This window comes from Methanosarcina sp. DH2 (assembly GCF_020804225.1).
In the GTDB taxonomy this organism is placed as follows: domain Archaea; phylum Halobacteriota; class Methanosarcinia; order Methanosarcinales; family Methanosarcinaceae; genus Methanosarcina.
In genome coordinates this window covers 330,425-345,665 of the sequence record NZ_WJBI01000004.1, presented here as the reverse complement: position 1 = coordinate 345,665, position 15,241 = coordinate 330,425, and the positions used below count along the sequence as shown (strand labels likewise).

17 protein-coding genes and 2 pseudogenes are annotated in these 15,241 nt (G+C 43.7%); 6 read left to right on the top strand and 13 right to left on the bottom strand.

Annotation, left to right across the window (positions count from 1 at the left end):
- Positions 1-28: 28 nt before the first annotated feature.
- The 3 genes from FXV91_RS08795 to FXV91_RS08785 form a co-directional block, all read right to left on the bottom strand.
- Complete coding sequence (locus FXV91_RS08795) at positions 29-379, bottom strand: GNAT family N-acetyltransferase (protein WP_229390194.1); 351 nt, start codon at positions 377-379, stop codon at positions 29-31.
- Between the two features lie 357 nt (positions 380-736).
- A complete protein-coding gene (locus tag FXV91_RS08790; RefSeq protein WP_229390193.1) occupies positions 737-1,351 on the bottom strand; it encodes an orotate phosphoribosyltransferase-like protein in 615 nt (204 codons plus the stop codon).
- A gap of 165 nt (positions 1,352-1,516) precedes the next feature.
- On the bottom strand, positions 1,517-2,023 hold the full coding sequence (locus FXV91_RS08785; RefSeq protein ID WP_229390192.1) for an NOB1 family endonuclease: 507 nt from the start codon (positions 2,021-2,023) through the stop codon (positions 1,517-1,519).
- A 333-nt stretch (positions 2,024-2,356) separates the two neighbouring features.
- Between FXV91_RS08785 and FXV91_RS20110 the strand changes: the two genes are divergently transcribed.
- Positions 2,357-2,596, top strand: a complete 240-nt coding sequence (locus FXV91_RS20110) for a maltose acetyltransferase domain-containing protein (protein ID WP_275948900.1) — start codon at positions 2,357-2,359, stop codon at positions 2,594-2,596.
- 48 nt (positions 2,597-2,644) lie between these two features.
- The gene (locus FXV91_RS08775) at positions 2,645-2,935 is read left to right on the top strand and encodes an NAD(P)H-dependent oxidoreductase (protein WP_229390191.1); all 291 of its coding nucleotides are present in this window, start codon (positions 2,645-2,647) and stop codon (positions 2,933-2,935) included.
- A gap of 738 nt (positions 2,936-3,673) precedes the next feature.
- Here the strand turns inward: FXV91_RS08775 and FXV91_RS19745 are convergent.
- The 3 genes from FXV91_RS19745 to FXV91_RS08765 form a co-directional block, all read right to left on the bottom strand.
- Positions 3,674-3,802 (bottom strand): hypothetical protein, encoded by a 129-nt coding sequence (locus FXV91_RS19745; protein WP_255679860.1) that lies wholly within the window; start codon positions 3,800-3,802, stop codon positions 3,674-3,676.
- A gap of 54 nt (positions 3,803-3,856) precedes the next feature.
- A complete protein-coding gene (locus FXV91_RS08770; protein WP_229390190.1) occupies positions 3,857-4,543 on the bottom strand; it encodes a DUF169 domain-containing protein in 687 nt (228 codons plus the stop codon).
- Between the two features lie 252 nt (positions 4,544-4,795).
- Positions 4,796-5,122, bottom strand: a complete 327-nt coding sequence (locus FXV91_RS08765; protein ID WP_229390189.1) for a hypothetical protein — start codon at positions 5,120-5,122, stop codon at positions 4,796-4,798.
- A gap of 544 nt (positions 5,123-5,666) precedes the next feature.
- Between FXV91_RS08765 and FXV91_RS08760 the strand changes: the two genes are divergently transcribed.
- The 3 genes from FXV91_RS08760 (at position 5,667) to FXV91_RS08750 (ending at position 7,868) form a co-directional block, all read left to right on the top strand.
- A complete protein-coding gene (locus tag FXV91_RS08760; RefSeq protein WP_229390188.1) occupies positions 5,667-6,044 on the top strand; it encodes a 30S ribosomal protein S8e in 378 nt (125 codons plus the stop codon).
- A 70-nt stretch (positions 6,045-6,114) separates the two neighbouring features.
- Positions 6,115-6,606, top strand: coding sequence for an Lrp/AsnC family transcriptional regulator (locus FXV91_RS08755; protein ID WP_229390232.1), 492 nt, complete (start codon positions 6,115-6,117; stop codon positions 6,604-6,606).
- Positions 6,607-6,686: 80 nt separating this feature from the next.
- Complete coding sequence (locus FXV91_RS08750; RefSeq protein WP_229390187.1) at positions 6,687-7,868, top strand: aminotransferase class I/II-fold pyridoxal phosphate-dependent enzyme; 1,182 nt, start codon at positions 6,687-6,689, stop codon at positions 7,866-7,868.
- A 234-nt stretch (positions 7,869-8,102) separates the two neighbouring features.
- On the opposite strand, the gene FXV91_RS08745 is transcribed toward FXV91_RS08750, so the two are convergent.
- A complete protein-coding gene (locus tag FXV91_RS08745) occupies positions 8,103-8,504 on the bottom strand; it encodes a helix-turn-helix domain-containing protein (RefSeq protein WP_229390186.1) in 402 nt (133 codons plus the stop codon).
- 425 nt (positions 8,505-8,929) lie between these two features.
- Here FXV91_RS08745 and FXV91_RS08740 point away from each other — a divergent pair, with 425 nt between their 5' ends.
- Positions 8,930-9,613, top strand: a complete 684-nt coding sequence (locus FXV91_RS08740; protein WP_229390185.1) for a DUF5591 domain-containing protein — start codon at positions 8,930-8,932, stop codon at positions 9,611-9,613.
- Between the two features lie 63 nt (positions 9,614-9,676).
- Here FXV91_RS08740 and FXV91_RS08735 read toward each other — a convergent pair whose 3' ends face one another.
- The 6 genes and pseudogenes from FXV91_RS08735 to mtbB form a co-directional block, all read right to left on the bottom strand.
- On the bottom strand, positions 9,677-9,826 hold the full coding sequence (locus FXV91_RS08735; RefSeq protein WP_229390184.1) for a hypothetical protein: 150 nt from the start codon (positions 9,824-9,826) through the stop codon (positions 9,677-9,679).
- Positions 9,827-9,890: 64 nt separating this feature from the next.
- Positions 9,891-10,187 carry a hypothetical protein gene (locus tag FXV91_RS08730; protein ID WP_229390183.1) on the bottom strand — a complete coding sequence of 99 codons (297 nt, stop codon included), beginning with the start codon at positions 10,185-10,187 and terminating at the stop codon, positions 9,891-9,893.
- Between the two features lies 1 nt (position 10,188).
- Positions 10,189-11,235 (bottom strand): DMT family transporter, encoded by a 1,047-nt coding sequence (locus FXV91_RS08725; protein ID WP_229390231.1) that lies wholly within the window; start codon positions 11,233-11,235, stop codon positions 10,189-10,191.
- A gap of 110 nt (positions 11,236-11,345) precedes the next feature.
- Complete coding sequence (locus FXV91_RS08720) at positions 11,346-11,999, bottom strand: B12-binding domain-containing protein (protein WP_229390182.1); 654 nt, start codon at positions 11,997-11,999, stop codon at positions 11,346-11,348.
- A 19-nt stretch (positions 12,000-12,018) separates the two neighbouring features.
- A pseudogene (gene mttB, locus FXV91_RS08715) lies at positions 12,019-13,506 on the bottom strand ([trimethylamine--corrinoid protein] Co-methyltransferase).
- 604 nt (positions 13,507-14,110) lie between these two features.
- Positions 14,111-15,241, bottom strand: a pseudogene (gene mtbB / locus FXV91_RS08710) ([dimethylamine--corrinoid protein] Co-methyltransferase); the annotation flags it as partial.

Genomic DNA, 15,241 nt, shown 5'->3' with positions numbered 1-15,241 from the left:
CCCATGTCTATAGGAAAAGGGTCATACTTTATTCCGTAAGTCCAAATTCTCCCAGTTGCATTCCCGGCGCCTCTTCTGGACGGATTAAAAAACCCTGTTTTTCATAGAATCGGGCCTTTTCGGGAGCTGCAAACAACCATACTCTCCTGATATTTGATTCCTGACATTTTTTAACTAACCGTGTTAAGATCTCCGTTCCGATTCCCATTCTCTGGCGGTCCGGCAATAATATTATGTCACAAATCAATGCATACAGGATGCCATCTGAAAGCAAACGCCCAACACCTGCAATGTTCTCATCTTGATATGCTGTTGTCCAGTACCAGGTATTCTCAAAAACTCTCTTCAGGTCATTCTCGGAGATTTTCAGAGTTTGCATCCAGCCCGTGCTTGAGAATAATCAGGAATACTCGTGCCAGGTGGGAGGGCTTTCTTTGTATACTGTATTTCTCATCCATTATCTCTGCAGTGTCTTATCCCATGATTGTGTCAAGTTGTGGACCCGGGAGTTATGAATTCGGGAGTTATGATTCGGGAGTTATGAATCTTCACAATCACTTAGAATACGGCTTAACTGGTTTAAACTCTGGTTTGAATAATGATGACAATTATATCTGTTAACGGCCCAGAGATCATTGATTCTGGATCTTTAAAAAAGAGGTTTTTGGGAAAGCCTTATTTTAGAAAAGCTTTCCGTCAGGTAAATTGTTTTCACTTTTTGTCTTCGTTTATCCTATCAATCCACGCGAACTATTCTTACCAGGGACTGGATTGGGACATTGGCGATTGTATCTGCACCTTTTTTGTCCACGAGAACAACTACGACTCTGGGTTTTGCGTCCATTTCCCGCAGCTGCTCAATTACTTCCATGGTTGTCGAGCCTGTCGTGATAACGTCGTCCACAATTACACAGTTCTTGCCTGCAACGCTTCCAAAATTTCTGCTAATGGTCCCTTTCTGGCCTGGCTGGACAACATCCTGTCCTTTACGGGAATGATAGAGGGCAAAGTCTGCTCCAAGCTCGTTTGCCATCATGCTTGCCAGGGGGATGCCGCTGGCTGCAACACCAACTACCACGTCCACCTCAGCATTTGTTTTTTCCAGGGTCTCAAGCACCATGTCGCAAAGTGCAAGCGAGATGTAGTGAAGCCGTGTAGCGCTCTTTCCTATGCTGCTCCAGTTTACAGAGATATCTTTTGGAGCGGGGGCTGCAACGTCTTTTTTTGAACGGGTTAAAAGCCATGTAACAGTTTCTCTTGAAACGTTAAGTTCATCGGCAATCTGGCCGGTTACAAGCCCGTTGTTCTGCAGTTCTACAGCTTTCTGAATCAGATCTTCTATATTCTTCATGCCTCCATTCCCACCTGAAATTTTTTGTCTGGCGGTATTTCCGGCCGATTTTTGCAGCACTTCTTACAGATACTGCCTGGAATTACTGCCTGAAAAATTATAATTCAAGTATATCTTTTCTCAGTTAAAGACATTATTACACTATCAAGCGTTATATCTTTTTCTTCAGCTTTTATGAGACCTTTTTCCCTCAAGCCTTTTTTTTCTCATTTTCTTCATGGGTGATCCGCAAATAGGGCATTCATCCCCTTTCTCAAAGGTTTTTTTACAGCCTGTACACTGCTTTTGCCAGATAATAACATCTCTTATTTTTTTCTGGGCTATTGGTTTAACCTTAATTCCGAGCTGCACGGCAACATTCTGGACTGCATAATCATCTGTGAGCAGTATTGCTCTCTCCCTGTGTTCAAGGGCTTTTGCAAGAATTTCCAGGTCTGTTTTTGAAAGCTCTTCTGAGTCCCGGGTCTGTTCAGCTTTTTCTCGAACCTCTTTTACCATTTCCGGTTCTGGCCATTCAACCCTGAGCCCTCCCTCTTTTGCAAGGTCAAAACGGAGCACGGAGTCCTTGCTTTTTAATTCGTCCACAACTGAAGGGACAGTGATAAGCAGTGAACTATTCACGCTGCAGTTCCCCATTATAAAGACTGCTGAATCTGCTATGTAAGAGGTCATTTTCCTTCTCTTTTCTTTGTTAGTATATAATTCATTGTTTCCCGAGTTGCATAATCCATAGTTCTCTTGGTCGCACCTAGGGATTACAGGAAATCGGAGATTTTCTGGAAAAACAGGAAAATTCGTTGATTATATGTAAAACCTATATTTTTTCATTTTATTCTGCTGTTTTCTGACGTTAGCCGATATTTTTACCGTTATTTTGCAGTTATTCCTGAAAAACATACTACATACTGCATAATTAAAAACATCTATAATGAATCAGAAAGCTTGGAATGTCATCTTCGACTGGTCGAAAAAGATCCCAGGAGTTTAAAATGAGAGATAAAGAAAATGCTAGCAGGAACACTATATATAGCCTTTGGGGAGGAACTGCTGGCAGAACGTCAGGCTGCAAAGGAATTGATTTTTGAATTTAATGCTTTCGTTGGCGATAACACTGTAATTGGTTCTGGAAGTGTAGTGACAAAGGATATTCCGGCCAATGTAGTAGTTGTTGGCAATCCGTGCAGAGTAAAATACAAAATACTGAAAAAGATAAAAGTAATTTCCTGGAAATGCTACGATGAATAAAAAATACTGATACTTACTGGTAGTCCACGAAAGAGCGGAAATAGCGACATGCTGGCAGATGCCTTTATGAAAGGAGCACAGGAAATCGGACATACAGTAAATAAAATTGAAGTGTCAAAACTCAATATTAGTGGATGTAAGGCCTGTGAAACGTGCTGGACAAACGATGGAGCCTGCGTTCAGTGTGACGATATGGCAGAAATTGAGCCACTGCTCAAAAGTGCAGATGTGCTTGTACTGGTTTCCCCCTCTATACTTTTATGGAATTTCGGCACAGTTAGAGACTGTAATAGACAGACTGTGTGCCTACTGTGTGGGCAACTGTATAAAACCGCTTAGAGTAAAGGAATCTGCTTTGATTATGTGCGGGGGGTGCGATGAAAAACGATTTTTCAGCGGTGCCATAGATACTTACAAGCATACGGCAGATTATATGAAATGGGAAGACAGGGGCACCTTAATAGCTACTAACGTATTAGCAATTGGAGATATTTTACAGGGAGATTGGTTAACTAAAGCGCAAACCTTTGGCGCTAGCATTTAAAGAGCTTATTCTTTTTCACACCCGCCTCTTGCGTGGTCAGGTGTGATGTTTATTTTTTGAACTAAAACAGAGTGGTTCGATCCACAGAATAATCGGTTGTGAAGTCAGTATTGAGGGAAGTTAGAGGAAAAAATAGTTCTCAAATATGATATAATAAACAGGTTATGTCTATCATATCATATTTGATCAATTTCACCCAATAACGGGCTTGAACATGGAGGAGTTTATATCTTAAGTAAAGATGAAAATTCTGTATTTAACTATAAGGCGGGAAGTCCCCTTCCTCGACACTTCCGGTTTACCGGAAGTGGCAGGTGGGGGATGAAAGCCGTCAACTTCCACACCTTCTGTTTTTATTGAATCTGACAAATTTCTTCTTCCTTGAAACCATATAGTTCTTGTTGCATWGTCACCCCAATCTGAAGCGAGAACCAAGCTAGGAAGTGGGCAAACAGGATGTGACAACTCCCGAAGGGATCGGGAACAAGGCGGGGAAAGCCGCAAGCCGTTGTGCATCTCAAGCATCATCACACTCATATCTTCCACTTTGATTTTTCTTCACCTGCGGAACGCAGGGTAGAGCCTCTGGACTCGCTCTCATTAGAGAGGGGGATGAAGGAAGAGGATCGCTCAGATATTGTTTTTAGGCTGAGTAGTCTCAAGGAAGCCCCTCCCTCAGACGATCCGGTTTGCCGGATTGGACAGGGAGGAGTAGTTCACTTAGGACAGATTTCCTTGAGTCCGGCTGCGACATCAGAAAGAAGCTCTACAGGTATTCCCATAGTCATCTCTTCATCTGCTATCTCAGTATAAACCCTGCTGCCGCTGCAACCTACTGTAACTCCTATTTTTCCTTCTTTAGCCTGCACCACTCCATCGGAACAGAGGCTCTGTTTGCCCGCGAAACTAACTTCAAGCCTGCCGCCGGTTTTATACATATAAGCCTGGGTGAGTAGCATTATTTGCTTCGGGTTGCAAATGACCAGTACGACATCCGGCATGAATGTGGTCTTTTCAAGGGGTGCATAGAGGACAGCTTCTGTAGAGTCAGGGCTAAGGGTCGGTACCATTTCAATGGTACGCTTTGCAGCATCCTGGGTACTGAACTGCTTCAAGCCTTTATAATAGAATTCTCCGCTGGCTACTTTTGGGGGCAGCGCTCCAAGGCCCATGACACCTGCTCCGCCTTTGCACATCTGGTCCTCCCCCAAAGTGTAAAATTCTTCTCCGGTTCTTCTCACCCGGTCAACAAACTGGCAGTGCCTTATAGCTTCATCCACTTTTTTGATTCCTTCAGGGATTTCCTCTCCCTTTGGGACAAGTTTTACTGCAACTGGAGAAGTCTCGAGTTTAAGGCATTCAACCATTTCCTGTCCGTAGTTGTTGATTTCTTTTAAGTCCATTTTCATCACTCCGGGTATAATATTTATAAAGCCAAGTTGAAAGAAATAGATACGTATTATCTACTATATATTATGTTTGTTAAGTTTTGACTAAATTATACACAACCATATTCAATATAAATATTGTTAAGTTTTGATTCTGAAAGGAACTTTCGCGCAGTACTCCTAATTTTTTGGCGAGTTATGTTATTCTCATTTTCTGCTTTATACAGAAAAAAGGATTTAATTAAGGAGGGTTAATTTAAGGAATCTTCATTCAAGTTTATCAAAAATTATTTCCATTTTCCCCATTCCCCGGGCAAGATTTTTAGAAATCATGCCGTTTTCAAGCCAGCATGCATTCATTACTGCAGCCGGGACGAGGCAGGTGGGAGTGAGGGGGGCTTCAGCCATTTTCTGGGCAAGCATAGTTTCAGGGCCGCCCATAAGGTCTTTCATGCCCATATCAAAATGTGTGCCCCATTTCCTCAGTTTTTCGCAGGTGGTTTTGATATGTATATGGGTGTTTTTACCTTCTTTTGTAGCAATAATTTTTGTTGTATGTCCGCATATGGTATTGAGTGAAATTTCAGTAACCATTGTTTCTCTCCTGTAATCTGCATTGTCGTCTGCAGTCTGAGGGTTCCCAATGAACTATTTAATATGAGATTTCCCTTTTGGCCTGTACCTTAATATTTTCTCCTTTTCTTTTTTATTTAATTCAACATATATATTTTTCTGTGCAGGCTCTTCGCGCCTTTTTTTATTCCGGTAACTTTATAATCTTGGGATGCTATTTTTTCAGCTACAGTTACCTGTATGCAGACACTGCCCAGAACTTAAAGTTTTTGTGGCGGCATGATCGCAAAGTTCTTATACGATTCTATTCGTATTGCTAAGTCCATAGCAAATATGCTAATTAAAGTATTCCTGTTAATACATTAATATATTAGCAGAGCAATTAAGCTACTGACGGGTACGCTTATGCCCTGAAAAGGATCACGAGATCAGGATCACCAGGATTACAGGATATTTACTATTTGGGCCGTTTAAGGTCCCATTAAAAACCAGCTTAAGTAGCACTAAAAATAGTACTAAATACAAATCTTGACCTATATTTCAATACAATAATGAGGTTTTAACAATGAGATGGCAAGGCACCTCCAGAAGAAAAGTTACAGGCGGAAAAGTTATTGCTGCCCGCGGAAAGCGCAAGTTTGAAATGGGCCGCGAATCTGCGGATACCCGCATTAGCGAAGTAAAAAGAAAGAACGTTCATACTATGGGCGGCAACAGGAAAATAAGGCTTCTCCAGTCTAACGTTGCAAACGTGACCAATCCTAAAGACGGAAAGACAGTTACGGCACCAATTGAAACCGTAATTGACAATACTGCCAACAAGCACTATGTCAGGCGTAATATTCTGACAAAAGGTTCCGTTATTAGAACCCCCATGGGCACTGCCAGAGTTACAAGCAGACCCGGGCAGGATGGAGTTGTAAACGCTGTATTAATTGAATAATCGAAGAGAGCCCTGACCCCTCACCGGGGGTTTTGTGCCAACTTCCCTAAACTTTGTGCCGGTGGTCAACATGGACGAAATGATTCGACATATACTGGAAATTCTTGAAAACGATGCCCGAGCAAGTCCGGAAGAAATTGCAGCCCTTACAGGAATGTCTGCACAAGAAGTTTCCCAGACGATCGCAAAGCTTGAAGAAACAGGAGTTATCCGGCACTATAAAACCATAGTGGATTGGGACCTGGTTGGGGAAAACTATGTTTACGCCGTAATTGAGTTGAAGGTCACTCTTGAGCGTAACCAGGGCTATCAGGCAATTGCAGAAAGGATCTATAAATTCCCGGAAGTCAGGTCTGTCAGGCTTCTGTCCGGGAACTACGACATCTCCCTTACCGTTCGAGGGAAGTCAATGAAGGAGGTGGCTTTTTTTGTGGCAGAAAAAATCGCTACCCTTGATCAGGTCCAGAGTACTTCTACTCATTTCGTGCTAAAGACCTATAAAGAAGACGGGGTAATTCTCCATGAACCGGAGTCAATTAAGAGGCTCCCTGTCTCGTTTTAATGCTAAATGCTTAAAACCTGATCCCCTTATCCCGCTTTACATTCTATCCAACTCATACAGTTTTTTATAGAGGTGTTTGCTTGAGACCTCCATGCGATCCTTCAAAATTCGTTGCGGAAGCTGTAAAAAGTATCCCTCCATCAGGAATACGCCGTTTTTTTGATCTGGTTTCCGGACTTGAGGATATAATCTCCCTTGGTGTAGGAGAGCCTGATTTCATCACTCCCTGGCACATCCGTGAGATGTGTATTCATTCTCTCGAAAAAGGGCAGACTTCATATACCTCAAACTACGGACTTCCGGAACTCAGAGACGAACTTACAAGAACCTACTACAGGCGCTATGGTCTGGACTATAACCCTGCATCCGAAATCCTGATTACTACAGGAGTAAGCGAAGGTCTTGATTTAGCCATCAGGGCAGTGGTCAATCCCGGAGATGAGGTAATTGTGGTTCAGCCCTCCTATGTGGCATATGTCCCTTCAGTAATTCTGGCAGGAGGCAAGCCTGTTATTGTTTCCACTCACAGGGACGATGATTTCAGCCTTACTGCAGAAGCCCTGAAACCTGCAATTACCAGCAAGACAAAGGCAATTGTCCTCAATTTCCCTAATAACCCTACAGGCGCAATTATGGAACAGGAAGGGATGGAGGACATTGCGGACCTTGTTGTCGAGAACGATTTATTTGTGATCTCAGACGAGGTTTATGAATGCTTGACTTATGGAGGCAGTCACGTCCCGTTCTCGTCTCTTGAAGGCATGAGGGATCGGACTGTCATGCTGAACGGATTTTCCAAAGCTTATGCGATGACAGGGTTAAGACTCGGTTTTGCCATGGGAGCTCCGGACATTATTCATTCAATGATGATGATCCACCAGTACTCCATGCTCTGTGCTCCCATAACTGCTCAGGTAGGGGCAATTGAAGCCCTTCGCAATGGTAAAGGGGAAATGGAGCGTATGGTCCGGGAATATGACCGACGCAGGCACTTTATCGTAAAAGGCTTTAATAGCATAGGGCTTGAATGCTGCAACCCTAAAGGCGCTTTTTATGCTTTTCCCTATATTGGAAACACGGGCCTTTCATCTTCTGATTTTGCAGAACGTCTCCTGAATGAAAAGAAGGTTGTTACAATACCCGGAGACGTTTTTGGTGAAGCAGGTGAAGGTTTCCTCCGGTGCGCTTATGCAGCTTCTCTCGATGACCTTAGAAAAGCAGTTGAAAGAATGGGAGATTTTGTAGACGGATTAAAACAGTAAATTTGGCCGAATTTTTATTCGGTCTACTCTTATTTTCTCATTTTGTTTTTTATGATTTTTACTTCAATATTTTCTTACTTCTCTTCTCTTGCTTTAGTATTTTTACTCTAATATTTTGCCCTAGCAATTTGCCCTAATATTTTGCCCTAGTAATTTGCCCTAGTAATTTGCCCTAATATTTTGCCCTAGTAATTTGCCCTAATATTTCGCCCTAACTTTTTATTTTTATTTTATTCAACTTTCTTCATCGTCCATTCGCATGACAAGGACGTTTACTTTATCATCCATTTTTTCGATCAGTTCGTTCATCTGATTATACCATTCGTCAACGTTCTTTTTAACCATCTGTTTCATTTCCTGAGGTTCGATGGCTACATATTCGTAATAATAACCTCCACTATCGATGGATCTTGTTTCTCTGTAAACAATTCCACAGGCTATAAGGTTCTGCAGAGAACGATATGCAGTGCTTCTTTCCCTGTTAAGGATCTCTCCTAGTTTTTCTGCTGTCAGGGGACCATGCATAAGCAGAGCCTTGTATGTGTCGATGTCAAGAGACTTCAGGCCGAGTACACATTTTACCATGTCCTCGCATCTGAAGCTTGCTCTGATCATCTCATGAATAGAATTCGCCATAAAACCACTATTTTGAGGACGGTTTGCCCTATTGTTTTAAAATTTATTTTTAGTTCTTTGAGAATGCAGGCCAGCATTTTCAGGCATTGTATAAAGGTGAATTGAGTTTGCTCATGAAATCAAAAACCTGGCTTCAGTTTCCAAATTTGCTTTTAAAAGAATACTCCCCAATTGTGTTAAGTACCGTTATGTGTTATTTAGCTAGCAATATTGGTGAATATATTTATAAACTTATTTATCTCTTTCAAACTCTATTATTTTTATTAGATAACATATGTTAAATGTTCCGTTTTATCTGCCGAATATTTTGTTCTGGCATTTTACTATACTTTTTCTGACAGCTCTTAAAAAAACAATAAATCTAAAGGGATCCAGGTTAGTTAATTATATATATAATTTCCTGACTCAATAAGCTTTGAGGTCTTATGAAGCCCATTATCCCTGAAGATGAACGTTCCGAAGAGCCTCTTGACACCGAGAGAATAATTTACCATCCTGATATGATAAAAGCCAATGACTGGGTTCTCAATGAGTATGAAGCTCCTTTCAGGGAAGTATGTATCTTTGTTCCCTGCGCCAAGAGAAAACCTTACCATGAAAGCCCATCCCATAAAAAATTTGACCGGATTATTTTCGGGATTTTAAATCCGGAGGATGTACACATAGTGACTTTCGGAACCTGCGGGATTGCTCCTAGGGAACTTGATACTCAGTACCCTTTTATGAACTATACTTTCATGATGGGCAAATGCAATGTGACAAAAATCAAAAGAGACTTCATAAAGATAGAGAGCGAAAGGATTGCCGCTTATCTTGAAAAGACAAGGGAAAATTACAGGCACAGGATAGCCTACTGTATCGGGGACTTTCGGACTGCAATGGAAAAAGCCCTGGAAATGGTCGATATAAAAGTGGATATCGTCCCGAAGGAATCTACAATTCAGAGGATGATCCAGCCCGATAAATCCTTCATTTACAACAGCCTCTCATCTAAAGAGTACCTTCAGGACTTTTCCGATGCCATTACTGACGCTTTTGGGCTTCCCAGACGGGAAGTCGGCTTAAAGGAAGACCTTTCTGTGGACGATACGGACTGGTATGTCCTGTAACCGGTTTCAAATTCCGCTTATTTCAATTAAATTTCGCCGGTTCCAATTTTCGCTGCCTATCCTTCAGAACTGCGAAACAAAGGTTCTTGCCTGCCAGAGAGCAATAACTGCAAGGATCAGGATAAGAACCATCCACATTATGTCCGCTGCCGGGATAAAGGAATTAGCCCAGTATGCATTGTATGCTTCTATTGCAGCTGCAGATTGTACCATATTTTTCCTCCTTACTTATACGTACCTTATGCAGGTGTCCTATCTCGGACTCCCTCTTTCTTCCTTATACATATCTTACGCAGGCATCCGATCCACGGACCTTTCCGAAGTCCGTAATCACATATTTGTGCAGCAGGAATCCTTTTTTATAGATCCCTTCTTCATCGACTCTCTGTTCCAGATCCTTTAGCATCCCTCCTGAAGCCAGCTCAATGATATCAAAATTGATGCTGTCCCTGCCGTACGCACTGTTCATATCGTACTCTTTCTGGATCTTTGAAACTATTTCATAGTTCCAGTGTTCTTTTCCATCAAGGAACAGCTCCAGGATCCTGAACTTAATAGGCCGGTTCTTGCCCATTTCACTCACCTCTCAGAGTTTCGATCTCTGTAGCTTCTTCCGTGAACATCACGAAACTCCCTATGATACAGAGCGTTCCTCCTACCAGAATTGTCCACTGGGGGATATCCCCGAAGAACAGGAAAATGAATATAACTGCAAAAAAACCATAGAGGTTCCCTATTCCCTGGCCCCTTCCAACTCCTATCAAAGGGAAGGACTTATACCAGCACACATAACAGAATCCGAATGTGATCCCTGCAAAGATCAGAACCAGAAGCGTAAGCGGTTCGAAGGCTTGAATTGCATAAGAATACATCGGGAAACCGACAATTGCCAGAATCGGCACAATAATTATCCACCAGATTATATTTTCTCCGAGGAAGCGCAGGGTCAGGCCAACATCCGGTTCGGAGATATCAAGCCCTTTGCCTGCGATAGCTCCTTCTATTCCCCAGCCGACTGCAGCCATAAGACCGCCCAGATAACCTATCCAGGGAACTTCACCTGCTGCAAGCTCGGTAGCCAGTCCGCCTCCGAAAATCGTTATTCCTCCAAAAATAATGACAACAATCCCTATCGCTGCCCTTCTTGTGATTTTTTCTCCGTACCAGTAATAAGCAAGTACGGACCCTATAACCGGATAAAGAAGAGCTGCAACAGCTGCAAATGCTCCTCCTATAAATCCCATAGCCATAAAAGATCCAAGAATTGCTATTGGTCCCCCAAAGATCGAGGCAAGGAAAAACCATTTGGAGCAGGGATTGAATTCCTTGAGTGTTCGGGAAAGTTCCCCGAATTTTTGCAGCACTCCGTTCCAGAGCATAAGTGCAAGCATAACAGTGAGTGCATTAAAAGCGGTTATCAAAGCTGCAGTAACTACGAGAGAAACTCCATCTCCATTTGTTTCTGCAATTGCTCCGAACATTTCATCAAAAGGATTCAGCACCCATATTACAGTCCCTGGCAGATACCAGATTCCCCAGAATACAGCACAGAAAAGAGCCCACATATACCCTTTGCTGACTCGTCTCCTGCTTTCCTGCTCTTTCAAAGCTTTCAGGTCCAGGTTAACTCCTCCTTTTTATTTAATTTCCAGGAAGGATAATCAGGGGAGCCAGGTCCATTCTTAAAAAATCCGTTTTAATGTATCCCTCTCTCCCCTGCCTTTCTTTATTTTTAGCGTTTAATGGCTGCTTTTACCTTGTTTACAGCGTCGGTCGCATTTTCCCCATAGACATCTGCCCCTATTTTGTCAGCCCAGTCCTGCGTAACAGGTGCACCCCCTACCATGGTTTTGACCTGGTCGCGCATCCCTGCTTCTTTCAGCTGTTCCTCAATCTGTATCTGGTTGACCATAGTTGTGGTCATGAGGGCGGAAGTGGCAACTATATCAGGCTTAAGTTCCTTTGCCTTTTCAATGAAGGTTTTTATAGCCACATCCCTTCCCAGGTCCACAACTTCAAAACCTGCAATATTGAGCATTGAGGCAACAATATCCTTCCCTATGGAGTGGATATCACCCTCAATTGTCCCTATGACAACTGTTCCGAGCCTTGTGGTTTTGGATTTGCGCCTTTCCATTTCCGGCTGCAGAACTTCGATTCCTGCTTTCATCGCTTCTGCAGCTGCAAGCACATGAGGCAGGAAAAGAGTCCCCTGCTCGAACTGGTCTCCCACGTACTGCATACCTGCCGTGTATCCGTGTTCGATGATTTCCACAGGGTCAACTCCTGCTGCAAGGGATTCGTTTGCAGCTTCCTGTGCCATTTCTTCATCAAACTCGGTAATTGAATTTTTTGCTTTTGCAATAATTTCTTCTTTGCTCGCCATTTTTTACCCCCCTTTCTGTTTAACTCTCCTTAAAGGCCCTGTCAGCCCTGTCCACAATCGCCTGCATGTCCTTGAGAATATCCGCATCTATTGGCGGAACCTCATGGTGCTTCAGAATGTCTGTGACCTTTTCGTTCGCCACGGCTGCAAGATCTTTAGAGCCGGATGCAGCCCAGTCCCCATACATCCTTCTGTCAATAATCATGGGATCGGACGGATAATTCACAAGCAGTCTGGTCTGTTTGAGGGCAAGGAAATTATTTCCTATCCCTACCTTCTGGATGGAATCTACTGCAAGAGTTTCAGTCGAAACCGGTATTCCCTGCATTGCTTTCTTTACCATTTTGATGATGTCGTTGTCAATTACCAGCTGTTCCATTGAGAAAGTCATTCCAAGCTCAAGCATCCCGGCGCCATAAATCGTGTTTGCCCCTGAAAGGGCTGGCAGGAGGCAGGTCATTGTTTTCTCGTGTCCTGCCTGATCATCCGGGATCTTGGCGTCAGCCTAGGTGCCTGCCACATAGGAAGGAAGGCCGTAGAACTGGGCAAGTTTGGCAACTGCAGCACTAATAAGGCCAAGTTCGGGAGATCCTACAGGAGCAGTCCCTTTCTTGAGGTCAAAGGTCGTGGTAGAACTCCCGTACCAGACTTTGGCTCCGGGAACTGTGAGTTGGGCAAGCACAATTCCGGAAAGGACTTCTGCATTGTGGGTCACAAGGGTTCCTGCAAGGTAGACAGGTGAGGACCCACCTGACATTGCCATGCTCAGGACGTTTACAGGCATTCCGAAACGTGCGCCTTTGATGATGACCTGGCAGGCGTTGACACTGAGCTCAAGCGGGCTTGTCGGGCAGAGCAGCATCGAGAAAATCGGCTTTTTCCGGGCTTCTTCTTCATCGCCGCCATAGTAGGCTTTTACAATGTCCCTGTAGTATTCGACATGCTCGCCTACGGGATCGATGTGGTGAAAATGCTTGGCAGTACTTGAAAGCGGGGTAAGGGTCTCGTGGACATCCTGCGCGCCCTTTCCGGCCCAATCCCTGGCAGAGACCGGGAGAGAGAAGTAGTCGATGTTTTCTGCCCAGTCGCAGAGCTTTGCGATGTCTGCAATGTCCTGTTCCACGGAGTCAACGGTTACGTACTTTCCGTCCTGGTACTTGCACATCTTAACGCCAGTACCGAAACAGGTCCAGTGCACTTTACCGCCGGATTCCTGGACAGTATTGTGCTTCTTGTCGCGGCCCCAGAGAACAAACCTCGAAGGTGCGAGCTGGAGGGCTCTTCTTACGAGATATTCGGGGATCTTTACAACATTGGTCTGTTCGTTTACTTCACAGCCATTTTCTTTGAAGATCTGCCTTGCCTCGGGGTCAGAGACCTGAACACCGGGGTCCATCAGGACTTCCATGGTTGCATAATGGATTGCTTTGAGCTCATCTCGCGTGAAAAGGCTCAATTCCACTCCCTGAAGGGAACTAAATCCTGAAACTGCATTATTTTGCGCCATTATCTATCTCCTTTTCCTGAATATTTTTCCGGTTTATTTTACTTCTCACCTTATTCGGGGAAAACCGTTTTATTTTCAGTTCAGGATGCAGAGACTATGAAGAAAGGGGTATTCTTTACATGGAAACTGGAATCATTTCCATGGAAATGGAAACAAAATCAATTGCCAATGGCTTTCAGATTTCTATTTTTTTCCTCTGATTATACAGGCAGTTATGCCAGTAAAATCTGAAAAAATAAAATCCAGTATTTTCTCCCCACTTCCCTAGAGCTTATACGTTTTCCCGTTTTTTATTTTAAGACCAATTATCAATTAACGCCTCTGCTATCGTTTTCACTGAGACTCCGTATAAGTGCCAACCGTTTTTTGATTTCCGAAAAAGTTTTTTGCTTTTTCTCGGTAATCATTCCCTTTTTCTGGATATTTCCCCCTTAGGTTGACTTTTTTATGGCATATTTTATACTATTCTGCTTATTTTATTTTGAATATTTTTCTATATATATTTTCCCGAGAATCCTCTTTGAATTCTCTCTTTTCTTTTCACACTTTTCTCTGCTTCTCTTGCAACCTTTTCTCTGCTCTTTCAGTTCTTTTTGATCCCTGGTCATCTTCCTGTTTGTCTTCTGAAGAGTTCACAGGAGTTTATCTTTATATCGAGCAAGTTCTCGATGTTCATTTTTGCAGCAATACCTTTGGCTGCACCCGGGACTGAGGTGATTACTCCTATGTCTAGTTCTTCACGGAGTTCACGCATAACATGCTCGTCAGCGAGATCCATTGTGTCAACACTGAGCTTCTTTGCCACATACTCTTTTGCTTCTTTTATCCTCATGTTCTTTGAGAATTCCATCCTTGCTACAAGGTCTCCGGCTGCTCTTATTCCGGTCATACCTGAAGCCATTATGTGGGAGATCGGCATACCCAGAGGGTCGCCGACCCCGACCTATATGCCGTCTACGCCGGCAATCTCGACCATTGCCTTGCTTGCCCTGGTAACGGCATCGATTGGGGGAGTCTCAAGCATCGGAATTCCGCCCACACCCATACCCATGTCAACATGGCAGGGAAGGGTTGAGATTTTTACGGCTTCTTTTATGAAAGTTACTGCCCGTGCCAGGTTCCATGGAGAAGTCTTGCTGGTGTTTGTGTTGCATACAGGTCCGAAGACATTTGCGCCTGCTTTTGCGACAAGTGGAGCCTGCTGGTGTGGCCAGAGCCCTGCAAGAGTCACGCTGTCATACTGCAGGTTCCCGTGCATCCCAAGCACCATTTCTCCTGCCATTCCTACTTCGATGTACATGTCAGGGAACTCTTTTCTAAGGGCTTCAACCGCATGCAGGGTCCCGTACATATCAGCGTCGCCTGCTGCAGCTGTTGTATCAAAGTTAATACCATCCGCACCCGAGGCAAAGAGCTTCTGCATAACCCAGACAGTGTCCCTTGTAAGGTGCTCGGCTGCATGTTCCATGGAGTCCCAGGCTTCCTGAATTTTGAAAGCCTTCATCAAGTCACCAGGGTTTTCGAAAGGTCCGTCAGGAGTATAATAAAGCCCCATGTTAGGCATTGCACCGTAGAAGAGCGGGATAACCATATTCTGCTGGCAGACTTCCATTGCCTGGCATTCGTTTGAGACCACAGGTTTTACAGGTTTGTAGCTGTAGTCAATATGCCCGAGTTCCATGGTGTCGGCACCAAAAGCCCTTTCGTGCATCATGCAGCCGACAAGCCGGCTTGA

Bases quoted from the DNA above. Each gene is read 5' to 3' on its own strand.
- FXV91_RS08795 (WP_229390194.1), bottom strand. From the start codon at position 379: ATGCAAACTCTGAAAATCTCCGAGAATGACCTGAAGAGAGTTTTTGAG.
- FXV91_RS08790 (WP_229390193.1), bottom strand. From the start codon at position 1,351: ATGAAGAATATAGAAGATCTGATTCAGAAAGCTGTAGAACTGCAGAAC.
- FXV91_RS08785 (WP_229390192.1), bottom strand. From the start codon at position 2,023: ATGACCTCTTACATAGCAGATTCAGCAGTCTTTATAATGGGGAACTGC.
- FXV91_RS20110 (WP_275948900.1), top strand. From the start codon at position 2,357: ATGCTAGCAGGAACACTATATATAGCCTTTGGGGAGGAACTGCTGGCA.
- FXV91_RS08775 (WP_229390191.1), top strand. From the start codon at position 2,645: ATGCTGGCAGATGCCTTTATGAAAGGAGCACAGGAAATCGGACATACA.
- FXV91_RS08770 (WP_229390190.1), bottom strand. From the start codon at position 4,543: ATGGACTTAAAAGAAATCAACAACTACGGACAGGAAATGGTTGAATGC.
- FXV91_RS08765 (WP_229390189.1), bottom strand. From the start codon at position 5,122: ATGGTTACTGAAATTTCACTCAATACCATATGCGGACATACAACAAAA.
- FXV91_RS08760 (WP_229390188.1), top strand. From the start codon at position 5,667: ATGAGATGGCAAGGCACCTCCAGAAGAAAAGTTACAGGCGGAAAAGTT.
- FXV91_RS08755 (WP_229390232.1), top strand. From the start codon at position 6,115: ATGGACGAAATGATTCGACATATACTGGAAATTCTTGAAAACGATGCC.
- FXV91_RS08745 (WP_229390186.1), bottom strand. From the start codon at position 8,504: ATGGCGAATTCTATTCATGAGATGATCAGAGCAAGCTTCAGATGCGAG.
- FXV91_RS08740 (WP_229390185.1), top strand. From the start codon at position 8,930: ATGAAGCCCATTATCCCTGAAGATGAACGTTCCGAAGAGCCTCTTGAC.
- FXV91_RS08735 (WP_229390184.1), bottom strand. From the start codon at position 9,826: ATGGTACAATCTGCAGCTGCAATAGAAGCATACAATGCATACTGGGCT.
- FXV91_RS08730 (WP_229390183.1), bottom strand. From the start codon at position 10,187: ATGGGCAAGAACCGGCCTATTAAGTTCAGGATCCTGGAGCTGTTCCTT.
- FXV91_RS08720 (WP_229390182.1), bottom strand. From the start codon at position 11,999: ATGGCGAGCAAAGAAGAAATTATTGCAAAAGCAAAAAATTCAATTACC.